The organism is Bacillus cereus group sp. MG4, from assembly GCF_040460055.1.
Lineage (GTDB): Bacteria > Bacillota > Bacilli > Bacillales > Bacillaceae_G > Bacillus_A > Bacillus_A wiedmannii.
Map to the genome: position 1 here is coordinate 3,645,209 of NZ_JARVGZ010000001.1, position 17,292 is coordinate 3,662,500.

Below are 17,292 nucleotides of genomic sequence, written 5' to 3' on the forward strand. Positions count from 1 at the left end.
TGTATAATAATACCAAAAAAAATACGGAAAGATATATAGAAACAACGATAAGGATAGTGTATGTTCCGAAAGATTTCTACTTATTTCGACAAAAGTATTGACTAGGAAAAGTACAATGAGTAAAATAAAAAAGCGAATTAAAAATTTTCAGAAAATTTAAAACTTGGAGGAGCATGCTATGAAGCAAATTTTTCAAAAGAAGCCTATTGCAAAGTTGATGCAAGAGAGTAAGCAAAAGACGTTAGCCAGAACATTGGGTGCACTGGATTTAACTATGCTTGGAATCGGGGCAATTGTTGGAACAGGTATTTTTGTTCTAACGGGCGTGGTAGCAGCAAAACATTCTGGACCAGCTATTATATTATCATTTGCGATAGCCGCGTTAGCCTGTGCCTTTGCTGCATTTTGTTATGCTGAATTCGCTTCTTCAGTTCCTGTCTCAGGCAGTGTGTATACGTACACATATGCGACGATGGGAGAGGTATTCGCATTTTTAATTGGATGGGATTTAATGCTTGAGTATTTACTCGCTACATCTGCTGTAGCAAACGGTTGGTCCGCTTATTTTCAATCTTTATTAAAGGGATTTGGGATCCATATTCCTATCATTCTCTCCTCGGCCCCTGGTACAGGAAAGGGTGGAATAATTGATTTGCCTGCGGTTTTAATTATTTTAGTGATGACAGTTCTTTTATCTAGAGGTGTTCGTGAAAGTGCACGAATAAATAACATTATGGTGTTTATTAAATTAGCGGTTGTTCTCATCTTTATCTTTGCTGGTTTTAATTATGTAAAACCTGAAAATTGGACACCTTTTATGCCGTTTGGCTTAGATGGTGTAATGGCTGGAGCTGCTACAGTGTTTTTTGCATTCATAGGGTTTGATGCAGTTTCAACGGCAGCAGAAGAAGTGAAACGTCCACAACGTGATTTGCCAATTGGCATTATTGCATCTTTATTAATTTGTACGGTTCTTTATATTGTTGTTTCACTTATTTTGACAGGAATTGTTCCATACGGACAGTTAAATATATCAGATCCAGTTGCTTTTGCACTTCAATTTATTGGACAAGATAGTTTAGCAGGAGTAATTTCAGTAGGAGCAATTACAGGAATCACAACAGTAATGTTAGTTATGATGTATGGGCAAGTACGTGTTTCGTATGCAATGAGTAGAGATGGATTATTGCCGAAGCGCCTTGCTAAAGTCCATCCAAAATTTAAAACACCATTTTTAAATACATGGACAACAGGAATTATTGCAGCACTTATTTCAGGATTAATAGATTTAAATGTATTAGCGCATCTTGTAAATATGGGGACTTTATCAGCCTTTGCACTTGTAGCTGTTGCTGTTATTGTAATGAGAAGAACTCATCCTGATTTACCAAGAGCATTTAAGGCACCACTTGTACCATTTTTACCAGCATTAACGGTGATTTTTTGTTTATATTTAATGCTTCAGTTATCCGGAACTGCTTGGATTAGTTTTGGGGTATGGATGGTTATCGGTATTGCGGTTTACTTCTTATATAGCCGAAAACATAGTGCTTTAAATAATAGTAAAGACGAAGAAGATGCAGCAAATTTATAAGTTAAAAAATCCATTCTAATTCTGTTAGGATGGATTTTTTGTTCTGAAAATTTACATTTTTCTGATTGTGTATATAATATAATTGTTGGGGAAATGAGGGGGGAATGTATGAAAAATACGTGGCGTGAGTTAAGGGAGATGGACCGAAACGTATGGATTCGGTTTATTGGCGAAACGTTAAATGGAATTGCAATGATGATGTTGATGCCTTTTTTTGCCCTATATTTAAAAGATAAGGTGGATTCGTTATTGGAAGTAGGGGTTATTATGGCACTTTCTCCGATTGCCGCAAGTTTCGGTTCTCTTCTTGGTGGGAGGATTGCTGATATATATGGAAGAAAGCCAATAATGATTTTTTCAATGGTGAGTAATGCTTTGTTCATGCTAGGTTTTTTATTTATAGAAGGATTTATTCCTTATGCTATTTTATCTATTTTTTTAGGGCTCAGTAATTCATTATTCCATCCCGCTGCATCAGCAATGGTTGCGGATGTAACAGCACCTGAAAAAAGAACAGAAGCATATGGTTTATTACGAATGGGGCACAATATAGGTGCTGCAATTGGCCCGATAATGGGTGCTTCAGTAGTTATGTTGTCGAAGAACCTTGTGTTTATTATTGCCTCGTCTACGATGTTGTTTTATGCATTACTTGTATTCATTCTTATTCAAGAGACAATGCCAAAGAGTGCGAATAAAGAAGAAAATAAAGAAAAGGAATCAGAGGCGGTTTGGAAAATTGTAATGAGAGATAAGGCACTAATGATTTATTTGTTAGCGGGTATCATTATTTCGATGGGATTTTCTCAAACAGAGGGCATGTTGCCGCTGCACTTTGATAATGAAATGAAAGGCATTTTTGGAACTAACAATCCATATCCATATTTAATGGCTTTAAATGGACTATTAGTTGTGTTGTTCCAATTTCAAATTTCAAAATGGGCCACAGATAAACCTGTCGGAAAGACGATGTTATATGGTGCATGTTTGTTCGGAGTTGGTTTGTTCTTTATAGGATGGTTACCAAAGTGGTTTGGAGAATTTGATGCAAATGCTACGATTATTTTAATAACGTTGCTGTTCGTTTATGCTATATATACGTTAGGTGAGATGATTATGTCGCCTGTACAGATGACGTTTGTAGCGAATTTGGCCCCTGAGCACTTGAGAGGGACTTATATGGGAGCTGCCAGTTTGCAGTGGATTACAGGAGGCGCATTCGGTCCACTTCTGGGCGGTTTTTTATTGGATCGATTACTTGGCCACTTTCTATTTACAATTTTAGCTGTAGGATGTGTAGTTGCAGGTATTGTATATGTTTCTTTAGATCGTCTCGTTGAGCAAAGGCAAAAAGGCACACTGACCAAACAATCTTCTTAATGAGTAGATGACATACACAAAAAGGGGATTTCTACATATTTTAGGTACATAACTAGATTGGATTACAATTTTATCCTGCTATTTGTGGGCAGTAAGACTTCCACCTCAAAATTCGGCGGGAGATAAATGTCCGATTGGTGCGGGCTGATAATTAGTGGGGATGGCCTCTCGTTAATTAAATTTTCTCTGTATTTTAGAATTTAATTTTGTATATTTATGAAGAAATTTAAGTAGAAAAAGTATAGAAAACCAATAAGTGGTGTCATTTAATTATTTGTGGAAGTTACATTTTATTTCAAATAGGAACTACCTATTTTTATAAAAAGTGCTAAAATAGAAAAATGAAAACAATTGGTTAGGGTGATTTCAGTGACAAAAATTAAATTAGGTTTATTATATGGTGGAAAATCAGCTGAGCATCAAGTTTCGCTACAAACGGCTCTTGCTGCTATTAAAGCATTAAATCAAGATAAATTCGAGATTCATCCAATTTATATTACAGAACAAGGTCAATGGGTGCGCGGTGAGCGTATTGAAGGTGAAGTAACAGATGTTGAAGTTCTAAAAATGAGCGGCGCAGAAAATGCGATTTCTCCGTTATCATTAAGCACAGAAATCATTCCATCTGCAGCTTCTGAGGAAAATGCTATCGACGTTATTTTCCCATTATTACATGGACCAAATGGTGAAGATGGAACGGTTCAAGGATTATTAGAATTAATGAACATTCCTTATGTAGGAAATGGTGTTCTAGCATCTGCTGCTGGTATGGATAAAGTTGTTATGAAAAACATCTTCGCAGAAGCTGGATTAAAACAAGCGAAGTATGCATCGTTTATTCGTAGTGCATGGGAAAAAGATTATGAAACAGCATATGAAAAAGTAGAAGAAGTTTTAGGATATCCTTGCTTCGTAAAACCAGCAAACCTTGGTTCAAGTGTTGGCATTAATAAGTGTAAAAATCGTGAAGAGCTTGAGAATGCATTTGAAGAGGCATTCCAATTTGACCGCAAAATTATTGTAGAAGAAAATATTGTTGGACGTGAAGTAGAAGTTGGTGTATTAGGTAATGATGAACCGAAATGTTCAGTTGTAGGTGAAATCGTACCGAAAAAGGACTTCTATGATTATAAGTCGAAATATATCGATGGCGATACAGCATTAATTATTCCGGCTGAAATGACAGAAGAAGAGTCTAATGTCATTAAGCGAGATGCAATTATTGCATTCCAATCGTTAGATAGTGCTGGCTTAACAAGAGCTGATTTCTTCTTAACGAAAGATGGAGAAGTATATATTAACGAAGTGAATACGATGCCAGGGTTTACGCCGTTTAGTATGTTCCCTCTACTATGGCAACATACTGGATTACCGTATCCGGAATTAATTGAAGAGCTAATTCGTTTAGCGATTGAGCGTCACGAAGAAAAACAAAAAATTAAATATACAATCTAACAAAAAAGGAGGAAGCACTATTCGCAGGAATAGTGCTTCCTCTATGTAAGGAGTGTTCTCATGATAAATCGAACGTTAAAACAAGTAGAACAGATGGTAAATGGTACGGGATTAGCAGAGCAATATGAGGGAATTACTATACAAGGAGTGTCTATTGATACGAGAAGAATCGAAAAAGGAAACCTATATGTTCCGATTCAAGGTGAACGTTTCGATGGACATGCTTTTGTAGATAAAGCCGTTGAAAATGGAGCTGTGGCGACATTATGGATGAAAGATGTAGAAAATCCACCTGAGAATCTTCCCGTTATTTTTGTGGAAGACACGTTATCAGCATTACAAATGTTAGCGAAAAACTATCGCAATCAATTGGATGTGAAAGTTATTGGTGTGACAGGGAGTAACGGTAAAACATCTACAAAAGATATTGTAACAAGTCTTCTTGCGACTAAATTCAAAGTTCAAAAAACAGAAGGAAACTTTAATAACCATATTGGGTTACCTCTTACTATTTTAAACTTAGAAGAAAATACAGAAGTAGCTGTATTAGAGATGGGTATGTCAAGCCGAGGGGAAATTGAATTCTTATCTAAGTTAGCAAGTCCAAATGCAGCTATCATTACGAACATCGGTGAGGCACATTTAATGGACTTAGGCTCTCGTGAAGCAATTGCTGAAGCGAAATTAGAAATTGTGACAGGATTACAAGAAGGTGGAGTATTCGTATATAACGGAGATGAGCCATTATTAACAAATCGTGTTCCTGAAATGAATTTAATAGCTGAAACAGTTACGTTTGGTGATGCTAGAGCAAATGATTATTATCCAACGACTGTAGCATTACAGGCGACTGGGACACATTTTAAAATGAATAGAGATGAAAATATTTCATTCTACTTACCAGTATTGGGGAAACATAATGTGTATAATACGCTTGCTTCAATGGCAATTGCAAAACATTTTGGTGTAACATGGGAAGAAATGAAACAAGGTTTAGTAACACTTCAAATGACGGGCATGCGTATGGAAATTGTAAAAACGGATAGTGGATTAACAATTATCAATGATGCTTATAATGCAAGTCCGACAGCTATGGAAGCAGCATTCCACTTAATGAACGGTTTAGATGGATTTGCTAAGAAGATCGTTGTACTCGGTGATATGTTAGAGCTTGGAAATCAAGAAGTACAGTTTCATTATGAAGTCGGTAAATTAATCGATCCAGCAAAAATTGCATATGTATTCACATACGGTAAATTAGGGGCTCAAATTGCTGAAGGAGCGAAAATTAATTTCCCTATTGAGCGTGTAAAAGCGTATGATAATAAAGAAGAGCTAGTAAAAGAGTTACAAGCAGTAGTTGATGTGAAAGATGTTGTATTAATAAAAGCATCTCGCGGCATGAAATTGGAAGAAGTAATTACGATGTTGAAATAATTGGTGTATATAAATAGGGATGATAGATGCGAAAATAGAAGAAACTTATAATAAGCGCTTACAGTAAATATAAAAAAAATAAAAGTGAAGAAAAAAACTCTGAATATGAAAATAAGGTAACAGTTGGGTTTGCTTTTTGCACATACAAAACTTATAATTGATAAAGTGTAATAACGTTTAGAAGTATTTTCGCGAAGAATATACGCCCGTTTATATACGTGAGCATTCAGGAAAAGGGCTTTTCCGCAAATTCGGAAAACGCCTTTTTTTAAATGATAAGTATAGGATAGAAAAGGAGAAGTAACATTGACAACATTTCGAGAATTAGGATTAAGTGAGTCTTTACTACAATCTGTTGAAAGTATGGGCTTTGAAGAGGCTACGCCGATTCAAGCTGAAACAATTCCACATGCATTGCAAGGTAAGGATATTATTGGGCAAGCGCAAACAGGTACAGGGAAAACAGCAGCATTCGGATTACCACTATTAGATAAAGTGGATACAAATAAAGAAGCAGTTCAAGGTATTGTTATCGCGCCAACGCGTGAATTAGCAATTCAAGTTGGAGAAGAGCTGTACAAAATTGGTAAACATAAACGCGTTCGTATTTTACCAATCTATGGTGGTCAAGATATTAACCGCCAAATTCGTGCTCTAAAAAAACACCCACACATTATTGTTGGTACGCCGGGTCGTATTTTAGATCATATTAACCGTAAAACACTTCGCTTACAAAACGTAGAGACAGTTGTTCTTGACGAAGCGGATGAAATGTTAAACATGGGCTTCATTGAAGATATTGAAGCGATTTTAACAGATGTGCCAGATACACATCAAACATTATTATTCTCAGCGACAATGCCAGATCCAATCCGTCGTATTGCTGAGCGTTTCATGACTGAGCCTCAACACATTAAAGTAAAAGCAAAAGAAGTAACAATGCCAAACATTCAGCAGTTCTATTTAGAAGTGCAAGAAAAGAAAAAGTTTGACGTGTTAACACGCTTATTAGATATTCAATCTCCAGAGCTTGCAATCGTATTCGGTCGTACAAAGCGTCGTGTTGATGAATTATCAGAAGCATTAAACTTACGTGGTTATGCAGCAGAAGGTATTCACGGTGACTTAACACAAGCGAAGCGTATGTCTGTATTACGTAAATTTAAAGAAGGTGCTATTGAAGTTCTTGTTGCAACAGACGTTGCTGCACGTGGTCTTGATATTTCAGGCGTAACACATGTATATAACTTCGATATCCCACAAGATCCAGAATCATACGTTCACCGTATCGGTCGTACTGGCCGTGCAGGTAAAAAAGGTATTGCAATGTTATTTGTAACACCACGTGAATCAGGACAATTAAAAAATATCGAGCGCACTACAAAACGTAAAGTTGATCGTATGGAAGCACCGACACTTGACGAGGCATTAGAAGGTCAACAACGTTTAATCGCTGAAAAACTTCAAAGCACAATTGAAAATGATAATTTATCATACTACAAGCGTATTGCAGAAGAAATGTTAGAAGAGAATGATTCTGTAACAGTAGTAGCTGCTGCTTTAAAAATGATGACAAAAGAGCCAGATACAACTCCAATCGCTTTAACGTCAGAACCACCAGTTGTTTCAAGAGGTGGCGGTTCTAAAAAACGCGGCGGTAACGGAGGCGGATACCGTGATGGTAACCGTAATCGTAGTCGTGACGGACGCGGCGGTGGCGATGGTCGTAACCGTGATCGCAATCGTGATGGTGGTAGCCGTGGTGGCGATGGCCGTAACCGTGATCGTGATCGTAATCGTGATGGTGGTAGCCGTGGTCGTGAAGGTCAAGGTCGCCCTGGATCTTCAAATGGACGTGGCGAAAGAAAACATCATAGCCGTCCGCAAGCTTAATAAAAAAGAGAATGCCCTTTGCTGGCATTCTCTTTTTTTATTTCTGTAATTGTACATACTACATAATAACTTGTGTAGAAAAGAGGTGCTACATGCTTGTTAGACTTGGGTATGTTGCGATGAGTGTACATTTAAAGAATGCATCTCCATCTCAAACGATGACATATGCGCAGTTTCAACGAATTGGTGATCGAGAGGCTGCAATTCGTAAACTCGAAAGAATTGCTAATTCGAATTTAGAAAATTGTTTACGGTTATTAAAGCATAATAAAGGGCATGATATATCTTTCTTTCGGCTTAGTTCCAAGCTTGTTCCTTTAGCGAATCATGAGGAGTTGTTAGAGTGGAACTATATTCGTCCCTTAAAAGAAAATTTAAAAGTACTAGGTGATTACGCTATTCGAATGAATATGCGTATTGATTTTCATCCAGATCATTTCGTTGTACTGAATTCACCTGAAGAGAATATTTTTAAACAATCTGTAAAGACATTGCAGATGCATAAAAAATTATTAAAAGGTATGGGGATTGAACATAAGCAACGATGCGTATTACATGTGGGTGGAGGTTATAAAGATAAGGAACTCGCATTAGAACGCTTTATAGAAAATTGGTCAAGTGTTCCAAGGAGTATCCAAGAGATGGTCATATTAGAAAATGATGATACGACCTTTTCTTTAGAAGAAACATTGTATTTAGGTGAAAAATTAGATATTCCAGTCGTGTTTGATTTGCATCACCATATGATGAATAATGATCGGGAAGATTGGCATGAAGATTGGGCGCGTGTTGTACATACGTGGGAATCGTCTTTGTTACCAGTGAAAATGCACATTTCTAGTCCTAGAGAGGGAAAAGACCCGAGAGCGCATGCGGACTTTATTGATGTAGATACTTTTTTATCTTTTTTAAAAAAGATAAAGGGAAGTGTTTCGCAAGTTGATTGTATGATTGAGGCGAAGAAGAAGGATGAGTCTTTATTTCAACTAATGAGAGATTTAAGTAAACAAACAGATGTAGAAATTGTCGATGGTGCGAGCTTTTATATTAAATAAGCTCTGCACCATCGAATTTTTTTGTTAATAAAGGGGTGCAAATACCACCAATGATCAATCCTGTTAAATGGCTTATAGGGTTAGCGGAGGGATTGAAGAAAGTGAATAGTAGTAATATACATATCATGATTGAAAAAATAGCAATGTCTCTTGGATTGGAAGAACGATACCGACTATACAATAGAAATAATTGTGCACCTAGCAATCCGAAAATACCACCAGATGCCCCGGCATGAATATATTCAAGAGGCATAATGAGATAAGAAGAAATATTTCCAAGAATGCCAGAAAGGAAAAAAATAATGATGAAAGAAAAGTGTCCGAGTTGTTTTTCGATAGAAGAGCCAAGCACAAATAAACAAATACTATTAGAAAGGAAATGTTGTAAGTCTACATGTACAAGTAAGGAAGTTATGAGACGCCACCATTCTCCTTTAGCGATATATTCATTGTAGGATGCCATGGGAAAGAGAAGAAAGTCGCCTAACATAATCATGACTAATTGTATGAGAAGTAAAGCGATGACGATTGGTTGTAAGGAAATGCGGGCAGAAGGTATTAGCATGTTGTGAGTATCACTCCTTTTGCATCAGAAAGATTCTCTGTTATTCTTACAATATGAAAAAAGAAAGCTAAATAGAAGAAGGGGGTTTTGAAATGATTGTAGGGATTGGAATCGATATTATTGAATTGAATCGAATTGAAAAAATGCTAGATGGAAAACTTAAATTTATGGAGCGTATTTTAACTGAAAGTGAACGTAATGTTGCTAAGGAGCTGAAGGGAAGTCGCCTTACAGAGTTTGTAGCTGGAAGATTTGCAGCGAAAGAGGCGTATTCAAAAGCGGTAGGAACCGGTATTGGAAAAGAAGTAAGTTTTTTAGATATTGAAGTAAGGAATGATGATAGAGGTAAGCCGATTCTCGTTACAAGTACAGAGCATATTGTTCATTTATCAATTAGTCATAGTAAAGAATTTGCTGTTGCTCAAGTTGTTTTAGAAAGCTCGTCACGCTAGTCTGCATATTTTATATCTTTGTCTCATATATTTGATGTAGCGATAAGGAAGGTAAATCTTCCATTCATTTATAGGGGCAAAGGGGCTGAAGTGATGAAAAGGCGTCTGTTTTTAGTTCTTGTCGGTTTATTAACCGTTTTTGTGTTGGCGGGTTGTATGGAAAAGAAACAAGATGATGTTGTGAGAGATTTAGAGGCGAAAGTAAAAGGGATGAAAAGTTATCAAGCTGAAGCAAAATTATCTATTAAAACAGGGAATGAGCCTCAGGAGTACAAGGTAGAAATATGGCATAAGGAACCTTCTTTTTATCGTGTGAATTTGCAGAATGCGAAAAAAGATCAAAGCCAAATTATTTTAAGAAATGAAGAAGGGGTATTTGTATTAACGCCAGCACTTAATAAGAGTTTCCGTTTCCAAAGTGATTGGCCGCAAAATAGTAGCCAGGCTTATTTATATGAATCCCTTGTGAGAGATATTTTGCAGGATAAGAAAAACCTTACTTTTGAAAAAACAGATAAGTATTATATTTTTAAAACAAAAACAAACTATCAACATCAAAACATGTTGCCGAAACAAGAGATTACATTGAAGAAAAGTGATTTAACACCAGTTTCGGTGAAGTTAATGGATAATGATCAAAATGTTCTTGTGAAAGTAGATTTCTCAAAAGTGAAATTTGATGCGAAATTTGATAAAGGTGCATTTGATACGAAACAAAATATGTCTAGAGCGCAAGTAGATGTTCAAACAACAGCGAAAGAAGACAAACCATTTGCTATTTTGTATCCGCGCGATACGCCGCAAGGTATGGTTTTGAAAGATGAAAAAGAGTTGAAGACAGACAGTGGCAAGCGTGCGATACTCACATACACTGGAAGTAAGAAATCCTTTACTTTGATACAAGAAAAGGCAAAAGTTGCAGAGGCTTCGTCGGCGATAAGTGTGAGCGGAGAATTGGTTGATCTTGGCTTTACAATTGGTGCATTGACGAAAGATTCTTTAACGTGGTCGCATAACGGAGTAGAATATATGCTCGTGTCTAAAGGTTTAGAGCCGAAGGAGCTATTAATGGTTGCTCGTTCAGTTACAGAGAAGCAAGTGAAGTAAACTTCTTAGGCGTGGTGATATATGTGCACCACGTCTTTTCTTAGTTTGAAGGGTGGATTTCATAAAAGAAGCATATAAAAGAATAAGCTTCGCATATCGTGTATAAGGAAGTGTATTTATGGAAGAAGCACCATTTTACCGTGATACTTGGGTGGAAGTGGATTTAGATGCGATCTATAACAATATTACACACATTAAAGATTTCATTCCAAGTGATGTAGAGATTTTTGCTGTAGTCAAAGCGAATGCATATGGACACGATTATGTACCGGTAGCTAAAACGGCATTAGAAGCAGGGGCGACAAGGTTAGCGGTTGCCTTTTTAGATGAAGCTTTAGTGCTTCGAAGGGCTGGTATTACTGTGCCGATTTTAGTGTTAGGTCCTTCCCCGCCTCGTGATGTCAATGTAGCTGCTGAAAATGATGTAGCGTTAACTGTTTTTCAAAAAGAATGGGTGGATGAAGCGATCAAACTTTGGGATGGTTCATCTACAATGAAATACCATATTAATTTCGATAGTGGTATGGGGAGAATTGGAATACGCGAACGAAAAGAATTAAAAGGATTTTTAAAGAGTTTAGAAGGTGCACCATTTTTAGAATTAGAAGGAGTTTATACACATTTTGCAACAGCGGATGAGGTGGAGACTTCTTACTTTGATAAGCAATATAACACATTTTTGCAGCAGTTAAGTTGGTTGAAAGAGTTCGGAGTGAATCCTAAGTTTGTCCATACAGCTAATAGTGCTGCAACGCTACGTTTTCAAGGGATTACATTTAATGCAGTACGAATTGGCATTGCGATGTATGGATTATCCCCGTCTGTAGAAATACGCCCTTTTTTACCGTTTAAATTAGAACCAGCGCTATCATTGCATACGAAAGTTGCTCATATTAAACAGGTGATTAAAGGGGATGGGATTAGTTATAATGTCACTTACCGAACGAAAACGGAAGAATGGATTGCAACTGTTGCCATTGGATATGCAGATGGCTGGCTTAGAAGATTACAAGGGTTCGAAGTGCTTATAAATGGTAAAAGGGTACCGATTGTAGGTCGAGTGACAATGGATCAATTCATGATACATCTTCCTTGTGAAGTGCCGCTTGGTACGAAAGTTACACTCATTGGAAAACAAGGTGATGAGTATATTAGTGCTACTGAGGTTGCTGAATATTCTGGGACTATTAATTATGAAATTATTGCAACGATAAGCTTCCGTGTGCCGAGAATATTCATACGGCACGGCAAGGTTGTAGAAGTAATCAATTATTTGAACAATATATAGAAGGTAGTATGATTTGCTTCTTGTCATTTGAGAGGACTGTTCATTGGTTAAGAATAAGCTCATTTTTGATGAGAAGCTTTTTACTTATCATTACTTTTAACATAATTTAAAGTGAATTTTGCTGGGAAACTTTTTCGTTTCTTGTCTGTAATAAGATAAAAATAAAAGAATATGAATGTTTTGTTTGTGAATTGGAAAACATAAGCAAGGAATAAGGAAGTCTTTGCAACAGGCTCCATACAATGGTATTATTACAATAGGTGTCATATATATATTTGGGTGTGTAGTTGACGGTGGAGGTGTATTTTTGTGTCCGAATCAAGTGTAACTACTGAAATCGTGGTTCGGTTGCCAAAGCAAATGGTAACGGAATTGGACGGAATTGGAAAACAAGAGAATAAGAATCGCCATGAACTAATTTGCCAGGCAACACAACTGTTATTGCGTCAACATAAGACGAAGAAACGCTACCAACATGAATCAATGCGACGTGGGTACATTGAAATGGGAAAAATTAATCTTGGTATTGCATCGGAAGCTTTCTTAGCAGAGTATGAAGCAGCTCATACAGTAGAACGCTTAGTTAGCGGGGGGTAATATTTTGATTGTAAAACGCGGCGACGTGTATTTTGCAGACCTTTCCCCAGTTGTTGGTTCTGAGCAAGGAGGCGTTCGTCCGGTTCTTGTCATTCAAAATGACATCGGAAATCGTTTTAGTCCAACGGTGATTGTAGCGGCTATTACTGCACAGATTCAAAAAGCTAAATTACCCACTCATGTGGAAATTGATGCGAAAAAGTACGGTTTTGAGAGAGATTCTGTTATTTTACTTGAGCAGATTCGAACAATCGATAAGCAGCGCTTAACGGACAAAATCACTCACTTAGATGAAGTGATGATGATTCGTGTAGATGAAGCGCTACAAATTAGTTTAGGACTAATAGATTTTTAAATCGGCAGTTTAAGTTGCTCTCTTTACAGGGCAACTTTTTTTTATTATAGAGGAGGTTACGGTTGTATATGGAAATGGTAGATAATCGACAAGCGTTAATGAAAATGTTAGTGAAGGAATTAGGCTTTACCGAAAAGCAAGTTCGTCATGTTATTCAATTAACAGAAGAAGGTAACACAGTTCCATTTATTGCTCGTTACCGAAAAGAATGGACAGGTTCTTTAGACGAAGTGCAAATTCGTACAATTTTAGAGAGATGGCAATATATGATGCAGCTTGAAGATAGGAAAGAAGAGGTTCTTCGTCTTATTGATGAGAAGGGGAAACTGACAGGAGAGTTACGTCAGCAAATTGTTAAAGCTGTAAAGTTGCAAGAAGTAGAAGATTTATATCGTCCATATAAAGAGAAAAGAAGAACGAAAGCAACGATTGCAAAAGAAAAAGAACTAGAGCCGTTAGCTGAATGGTTATTGTTATATAAGAAAGAAGATCCAAATCAGAAGGCAGTGGAGTTTATTAACGCAGAGAAAGAAGTGCAATCTGCAGAAGAAGCATTACAAGGTGCCCAAGACATTATTGCAGAAATCGTTTCAGATGAAGCGACTTATCGTAGTTGGATTCGGAATGTTACTTTTAGAAAAGGTGTTATGTCTTCGTCCGTAAAAGATGAAGAGAAAGATGAAAAGAATATATACGAAATGTATTACAGTTATGAAGAACCGTTGCAGAAAGTAGTACCGCATCGTGTATTAGCGATGAATCGCGGTGAGAAAGAAGATATATTGAGAGTTTCTGTTGTTCCACCAGTAGATGAGATAGTAACTTTCTTATATAAGAGAGTAATTCGTGATAACGATTCTAAAAGTGCACATTATGTAAAGTTAGCAATTGAGGATGGTTATAAACGATTAATTCAATCCTCCATTGAAAGAGAGATCCGAAAAGAATTAACAGAAACAGCTGAGGAACAAGCGATACATATTTTCTCTGAGAACTTACGTAATTTGTTATTACAACCTCCAATGAAAGGAAAGGTTGTGTTAGCTTTAGATCCTGCATATAGAACGGGGTGTAAATTAGCTGTTGTAGATGATACGGGGAAGGTTCTATATATTGATGTTATTTATCCGCATCCACCTGTTCGTAAATATGAAGATGCAAAAAAGAAAGTTCTTTCTATTATAGATAAATATCAAGTTGAAATGATTGCGATTGGGAATGGTACAGCTTCTAGAGAATCGGAAGAATTTATAGTTGATGTATTACAAAATGTGAAACAAGAAGTCTTCTATATTATTGTGAACGAAGCTGGTGCGAGTGTGTATTCGGCCTCCGATTTAGCTCGTGAGGAATTTCCGAATTTACAGGTTGAAGAAAGAAGTGCTGTTTCTATTGGGAGACGTCTGCAAGATCCACTTGCTGAACTTGTGAAGATTGATCCTAAATCAGTTGGGGTTGGACAATACCAACATGATGTATCTCAAAAGAGGTTGAATGAATCATTAACATTTGTAGTAGAGACGGCAGTTAACCAAGTCGGTGTGAATGTAAATACAGCTTCAGTTGCGTTATTGCAATATGTTTCGGGTTTATCGAAAACTGTTGCGAAAAATATTGTGGCAAAGCGTGAAGAAGAAGGGAAATTTACAAAACGAACAGACTTAAAGAAAATACCGCGTCTAGGTGCGAAGACATATGAACAATGCATAGGTTTCTTACGTATATTAGAAGGGGCAAATCCGTTAGATCGAACGGGTATTCATCCAGAACAATATAAAAATGTTGAATTGTTATTGAAGAGTCTAGGGTTATCAAAAGATGACGTAGGGCAATTGCAATTACAAAAGAGCTTAGAAGAAGTGGAGATTTCTAAGTTATCGCAAGAAACGGGAGTTGGGGAGCCAACATTAGTTGATATTATAGATGCGCTCATTAGTCCAGAGCGAGACATGAGGGATGAGTTGCCTAAACCGCTTCTGAAAAAAGGGATTTTGAAATTAGAAGATTTAAAACGTGGTATGGAACTGGAAGGAACGGTTCGTAACGTTGTTGATTTTGGTGCTTTTGTTGATGTAGGTGTAAAACAAGATGGTTTAGTACATATTTCTAAACTAAGCAAACAGTATGTGAAGCATCCGTTAGATATTGTATCTGTCGGACAAATCGTCAAGGTATGGGTAGATGATATTGATACAAAAAAAGGTCGCGTTGCACTATCCATGTTGCCGATTGAATAGTAAGAGAAGAGAGCAGATGAAACTGCTCTTTTTTTATGGGATAAAAAGTGTAATGGATTATGAGCTTTGATGTATTTTGCTATAATAAAACCAGCATTCATTTAGTAATTTAATTTGATACCGGTTTTTTTCAAAATATGCGCGTTGCATTTGTTTTTTTAGCCACGTAGGCATAGGAATCCCTCCTTGTTTAATCCTACTCTCAAAAATCTAAGGTACTATTGATGAGAGGTTGGTGAGTGGATTTCTATTCATGCTATATTTTTAGAAACCACGCTTCTTGAATGAGGATGGGTATATGTACTATTTAATATATGTATAAGGGAGGAGAAAAGTGTAAAAATATTTTTTAGTTTAGGAGGAATGAGAGTGGATGAGCAAGAAATACAGCGTCTGGTGGAAGAAGTATCACTACAATACTTCGGAATGCCATTTTTACATAGAGCTATGTTCAATAGTAGGTTGCGTACAACTGGTGGACGTTATCTATTGAAGAGTCACAACATTGAACTGAATTATCGATATTACGAAATGTATGGGAAAGAAGAGTTAGTCGGAATCATTAAACATGAGCTTTGTCATTATCACTTACATATTACAGGAAGGGGCTATAAGCACCGTGATAGAGATTTTCGTGAATTGTTGAAAGAAGTTGATGCGCCACGCTTCTGTAAACGAATAATTAATGAAGAGAAGGGAAAAAAGGTTTATACGTATGAATGTATGGGCTGTTTGCTTCAATATGTAAGAAGACGTCAAATAAATACAAAAAGATATGTCTGCGGAAAGTGTAAAGGGAAACTGAACCTGATAAAGAAAACATCTTGACAGTGAAAACGCAATCCAGTATATTATAAACATGTCACGTTTGTACAAGATGTTGAGAAAAAACATCTTGACTTACGATAAGAAATTTTATAAGATACAAATTGTCTTTATTATTCCGCAGTAGCTCAGTGGTAGAGCTATCGGCTGTTAACCGATCGGTCGTAGGTTCGAGTCCTACCTGCGGAGCCATACAGAGAAGTACCCAAGTGGCTCAAGGGGCTCCCCTGCTAAGGGAGTAGATCGCTAACGCGGTGCGAGGGTTCGAATCCCTTCTTCTCTGCCATACATACTGGCCCGTTGGTCAAGTGGTTAAGACACCGCCCTTTCACGGCGGTAACACGGGTTCGAATCCCGTACGGGTCACCACTTCGGAGGATTAGCTCAGCTGGGAGAGCACCTGCCTTACAAGCAGGGGGTCGGCGGTTCGATCCCGTCATCCTCCACCATATAAATTATATAAATAGTATCATCGCGGGGTGGAGCAGCACGGTAGCTCGTCGGGCTCATAACCCGAAGGTCGCAGGTTCAAATCCTGTCCCCGCAACCAAATGGTCCCGTGGTGTAGTGGTTAACATGCCTGCCTGTCACGCAGGAGATCGCCGGTTCGACCCCGGTCGGGACCGCCATTTTAACTTCTGCTATTTGGCAGTTGTTTTTTATTGGACATTATGTTACAATAACATTTGTCTTTGAAAAGAAGATAAATATTTCGATGGGCTATAGCCAAGCGGTAAGGCAACGGACTTTGACTCCGTCATGCGCTGGTTCGAATCCAGCTAGCCCAGCCATTTACGAGCCATTAGCTCAGTTGGTAGAGCATCTGACTTTTAATCAGAGGGTCGAAGGTTCGAATCCTTCATGGCTCACTTTTGTTTTTTCCGCGCGGTCGTGGCGGAACGGCAGACGCGCTAGGTTGAGGGCCTAGTGGGGGAAACTCCGTGGAGGTTCAAGTCCTCTCGGCCGCATCAAAAAATCTTTTTAAAAAGTACTTGCATTTGAAAATGTAGTATGATAAGATAATTGAGTCGCCAAAATACAACGACGAAAAA

Annotated in this window: 15 protein-coding genes and 9 tRNA genes; 22 read left to right on the top strand and 2 right to left on the bottom strand. The window is 37.5% G+C overall.

Going from position 1 to position 17,292, the window contains the following annotated elements; all coding sequences use genetic code 11:
* Positions 1 to 178: 178 nt before the first annotated feature.
* The 6 genes from bcaP (at position 179) to uvsE (ending at position 8,814) form a co-directional block, all read left to right on the top strand.
* On the top strand, positions 179 to 1,594 hold the full coding sequence (bcaP, locus tag QCI41_RS19260; RefSeq protein ID WP_353836907.1) for a branched-chain amino acid transporter BcaP: 1,416 nt from the start codon (positions 179 to 181) through the stop codon (positions 1,592 to 1,594).
* Positions 1,595 to 1,702: 108 nt separating this feature from the next.
* Positions 1,703 to 2,974 (top strand): MDR family MFS transporter, encoded by a 1,272-nt coding sequence (locus QCI41_RS19265; RefSeq protein ID WP_353836906.1) that lies wholly within the window; start codon positions 1,703 to 1,705, stop codon positions 2,972 to 2,974.
* 369 nt (positions 2,975 to 3,343) lie between these two features.
* Positions 3,344 to 4,429 (top strand): D-alanine--D-alanine ligase, encoded by a 1,086-nt coding sequence (locus QCI41_RS19270; RefSeq protein ID WP_000161439.1) that lies wholly within the window; start codon positions 3,344 to 3,346, stop codon positions 4,427 to 4,429.
* A gap of 60 nt (positions 4,430 to 4,489) precedes the next feature.
* Positions 4,490 to 5,866: a UDP-N-acetylmuramoyl-tripeptide--D-alanyl-D-alanine ligase gene (murF, locus tag QCI41_RS19275; protein ID WP_353836905.1), complete on the top strand. Its 1,377-nt coding sequence runs from the start codon at positions 4,490 to 4,492 to the stop codon at positions 5,864 to 5,866.
* Between the two features lie 306 nt (positions 5,867 to 6,172).
* Positions 6,173 to 7,759: a degradosome RNA helicase CshA gene (gene cshA, locus QCI41_RS19280; protein WP_353836904.1), complete on the top strand. Its 1,587-nt coding sequence runs from the start codon at positions 6,173 to 6,175 to the stop codon at positions 7,757 to 7,759.
* A 92-nt stretch (positions 7,760 to 7,851) separates the two neighbouring features.
* On the top strand, positions 7,852 to 8,814 hold the full coding sequence (gene uvsE / locus QCI41_RS19285; protein ID WP_353836903.1) for a UV DNA damage repair endonuclease UvsE: 963 nt from the start codon (positions 7,852 to 7,854) through the stop codon (positions 8,812 to 8,814).
* On the opposite strand, the gene QCI41_RS19290 is transcribed toward uvsE, so the two are convergent.
* The gene (locus QCI41_RS19290) at positions 8,807 to 9,379 is read right to left on the bottom strand and encodes a rhomboid family intramembrane serine protease (protein WP_000906923.1); all 573 of its coding nucleotides are present in this window, start codon (positions 9,377 to 9,379) and stop codon (positions 8,807 to 8,809) included. The two genes, uvsE and QCI41_RS19290, sit on opposite strands and share 8 nt — an antisense overlap.
* 92 nt (positions 9,380 to 9,471) lie before the next feature.
* On the opposite strand from QCI41_RS19290, the gene acpS reads away from it, so the two are divergent.
* From acpS to QCI41_RS19320, 6 genes are all read left to right on the top strand, one after another.
* Positions 9,472 to 9,831 (top strand): holo-ACP synthase, encoded by a 360-nt coding sequence (gene acpS / locus QCI41_RS19295; RefSeq protein WP_000635044.1) that lies wholly within the window; start codon positions 9,472 to 9,474, stop codon positions 9,829 to 9,831.
* Between the two features lie 156 nt (positions 9,832 to 9,987).
* Positions 9,988 to 10,938: a LolA family protein gene (locus QCI41_RS19300; protein ID WP_002096914.1), complete on the top strand. Its 951-nt coding sequence runs from the start codon at positions 9,988 to 9,990 to the stop codon at positions 10,936 to 10,938.
* Between the two features lie 118 nt (positions 10,939 to 11,056).
* Entirely contained in the window at positions 11,057 to 12,226 is a 1,170-nt protein-coding gene (gene alr, locus QCI41_RS19305) for an alanine racemase (RefSeq protein ID WP_048562622.1), read from the top strand.
* Between the two features lie 309 nt (positions 12,227 to 12,535).
* On the top strand, positions 12,536 to 12,823 hold the full coding sequence (locus QCI41_RS19310; protein ID WP_000004570.1) for an antitoxin EndoAI: 288 nt from the start codon (positions 12,536 to 12,538) through the stop codon (positions 12,821 to 12,823).
* Positions 12,824 to 12,827: 4 nt separating this feature from the next.
* Positions 12,828 to 13,178 (top strand): type II toxin-antitoxin system endoribonuclease NdoA, encoded by a 351-nt coding sequence (gene ndoA / locus QCI41_RS19315; RefSeq protein WP_000635963.1) that lies wholly within the window; start codon positions 12,828 to 12,830, stop codon positions 13,176 to 13,178.
* A gap of 68 nt (positions 13,179 to 13,246) precedes the next feature.
* A complete protein-coding gene (locus tag QCI41_RS19320) occupies positions 13,247 to 15,415 on the top strand; it encodes a Tex family protein (protein ID WP_353836902.1) in 2,169 nt (722 codons plus the stop codon).
* Between the two features lie 57 nt (positions 15,416 to 15,472).
* On the opposite strand, the gene cmpA is transcribed toward QCI41_RS19320, so the two are convergent.
* Entirely contained in the window at positions 15,473 to 15,589 is a 117-nt protein-coding gene (gene cmpA / locus QCI41_RS19325; protein WP_001143642.1) for a cortex morphogenetic protein CmpA, read from the bottom strand.
* 195 nt (positions 15,590 to 15,784) lie between these two features.
* On the opposite strand from cmpA, the gene QCI41_RS19330 reads away from it, so the two are divergent.
* The 10 genes from QCI41_RS19330 to QCI41_RS19375 all read left to right on the top strand — a co-directional run bounded on the left by QCI41_RS19330 (position 15,785) and on the right by QCI41_RS19375 (position 17,208).
* Positions 15,785 to 16,243: a SprT family protein gene (locus QCI41_RS19330; RefSeq protein ID WP_353836901.1), complete on the top strand. Its 459-nt coding sequence runs from the start codon at positions 15,785 to 15,787 to the stop codon at positions 16,241 to 16,243.
* A gap of 114 nt (positions 16,244 to 16,357) precedes the next feature.
* Positions 16,358 to 16,432: transfer RNA gene (locus QCI41_RS19335), tRNA-Asn, on the top strand.
* A 3-nt stretch (positions 16,433 to 16,435) separates the two neighbouring features.
* A tRNA-Ser gene (locus QCI41_RS19340) sits at positions 16,436 to 16,526 on the top strand.
* Positions 16,527 to 16,534: 8 nt separating this feature from the next.
* Positions 16,535 to 16,609: transfer RNA gene (locus tag QCI41_RS19345), tRNA-Glu, on the top strand.
* A 4-nt stretch (positions 16,610 to 16,613) separates the two neighbouring features.
* Positions 16,614 to 16,689: transfer RNA gene (locus tag QCI41_RS19350), tRNA-Val, on the top strand.
* 24 nt (positions 16,690 to 16,713) lie between these two features.
* Positions 16,714 to 16,790: transfer RNA gene (locus QCI41_RS19355), tRNA-Met, on the top strand.
* Between the two features lie 3 nt (positions 16,791 to 16,793).
* A tRNA-Asp gene (locus QCI41_RS19360) sits at positions 16,794 to 16,869 on the top strand.
* An 87-nt stretch (positions 16,870 to 16,956) separates the two neighbouring features.
* Positions 16,957 to 17,031: transfer RNA gene (locus QCI41_RS19365), tRNA-Gln, on the top strand.
* Between the two features lie 5 nt (positions 17,032 to 17,036).
* Positions 17,037 to 17,109: transfer RNA gene (locus tag QCI41_RS19370), tRNA-Lys, on the top strand.
* 16 nt (positions 17,110 to 17,125) lie between these two features.
* A tRNA-Leu gene (locus tag QCI41_RS19375) sits at positions 17,126 to 17,208 on the top strand.
* The last annotated feature ends 84 nt before the right edge of the window (positions 17,209 to 17,292 follow it).

Coding starts and splice junctions, on each gene's coding strand:
- QCI41_RS19320 (WP_353836902.1), top strand. CDS start 13,247: ATGGAAATGGTAGATAATCGACAAGCGTTAATGAAAATGTTAGTGAAG.
- QCI41_RS19290 (WP_000906923.1), bottom strand. CDS start 9,379: ATGCTAATACCTTCTGCCCGCATTTCCTTACAACCAATCGTCATCGCT.
- cmpA (WP_001143642.1), bottom strand. CDS start 15,589: ATGCCTACGTGGCTAAAAAAACAAATGCAACGCGCATATTTTGAAAAA.
- QCI41_RS19300 (WP_002096914.1), top strand. CDS start 9,988: ATGGAAAAGAAACAAGATGATGTTGTGAGAGATTTAGAGGCGAAAGTA.
- bcaP (WP_353836907.1), top strand. CDS start 179: ATGAAGCAAATTTTTCAAAAGAAGCCTATTGCAAAGTTGATGCAAGAG.
- murF (WP_353836905.1), top strand. CDS start 4,490: ATGATAAATCGAACGTTAAAACAAGTAGAACAGATGGTAAATGGTACG.
- uvsE (WP_353836903.1), top strand. CDS start 7,852: ATGCTTGTTAGACTTGGGTATGTTGCGATGAGTGTACATTTAAAGAAT.
- QCI41_RS19265 (WP_353836906.1), top strand. CDS start 1,703: ATGAAAAATACGTGGCGTGAGTTAAGGGAGATGGACCGAAACGTATGG.
- alr (WP_048562622.1), top strand. CDS start 11,057: ATGGAAGAAGCACCATTTTACCGTGATACTTGGGTGGAAGTGGATTTA.
- acpS (WP_000635044.1), top strand. CDS start 9,472: ATGATTGTAGGGATTGGAATCGATATTATTGAATTGAATCGAATTGAA.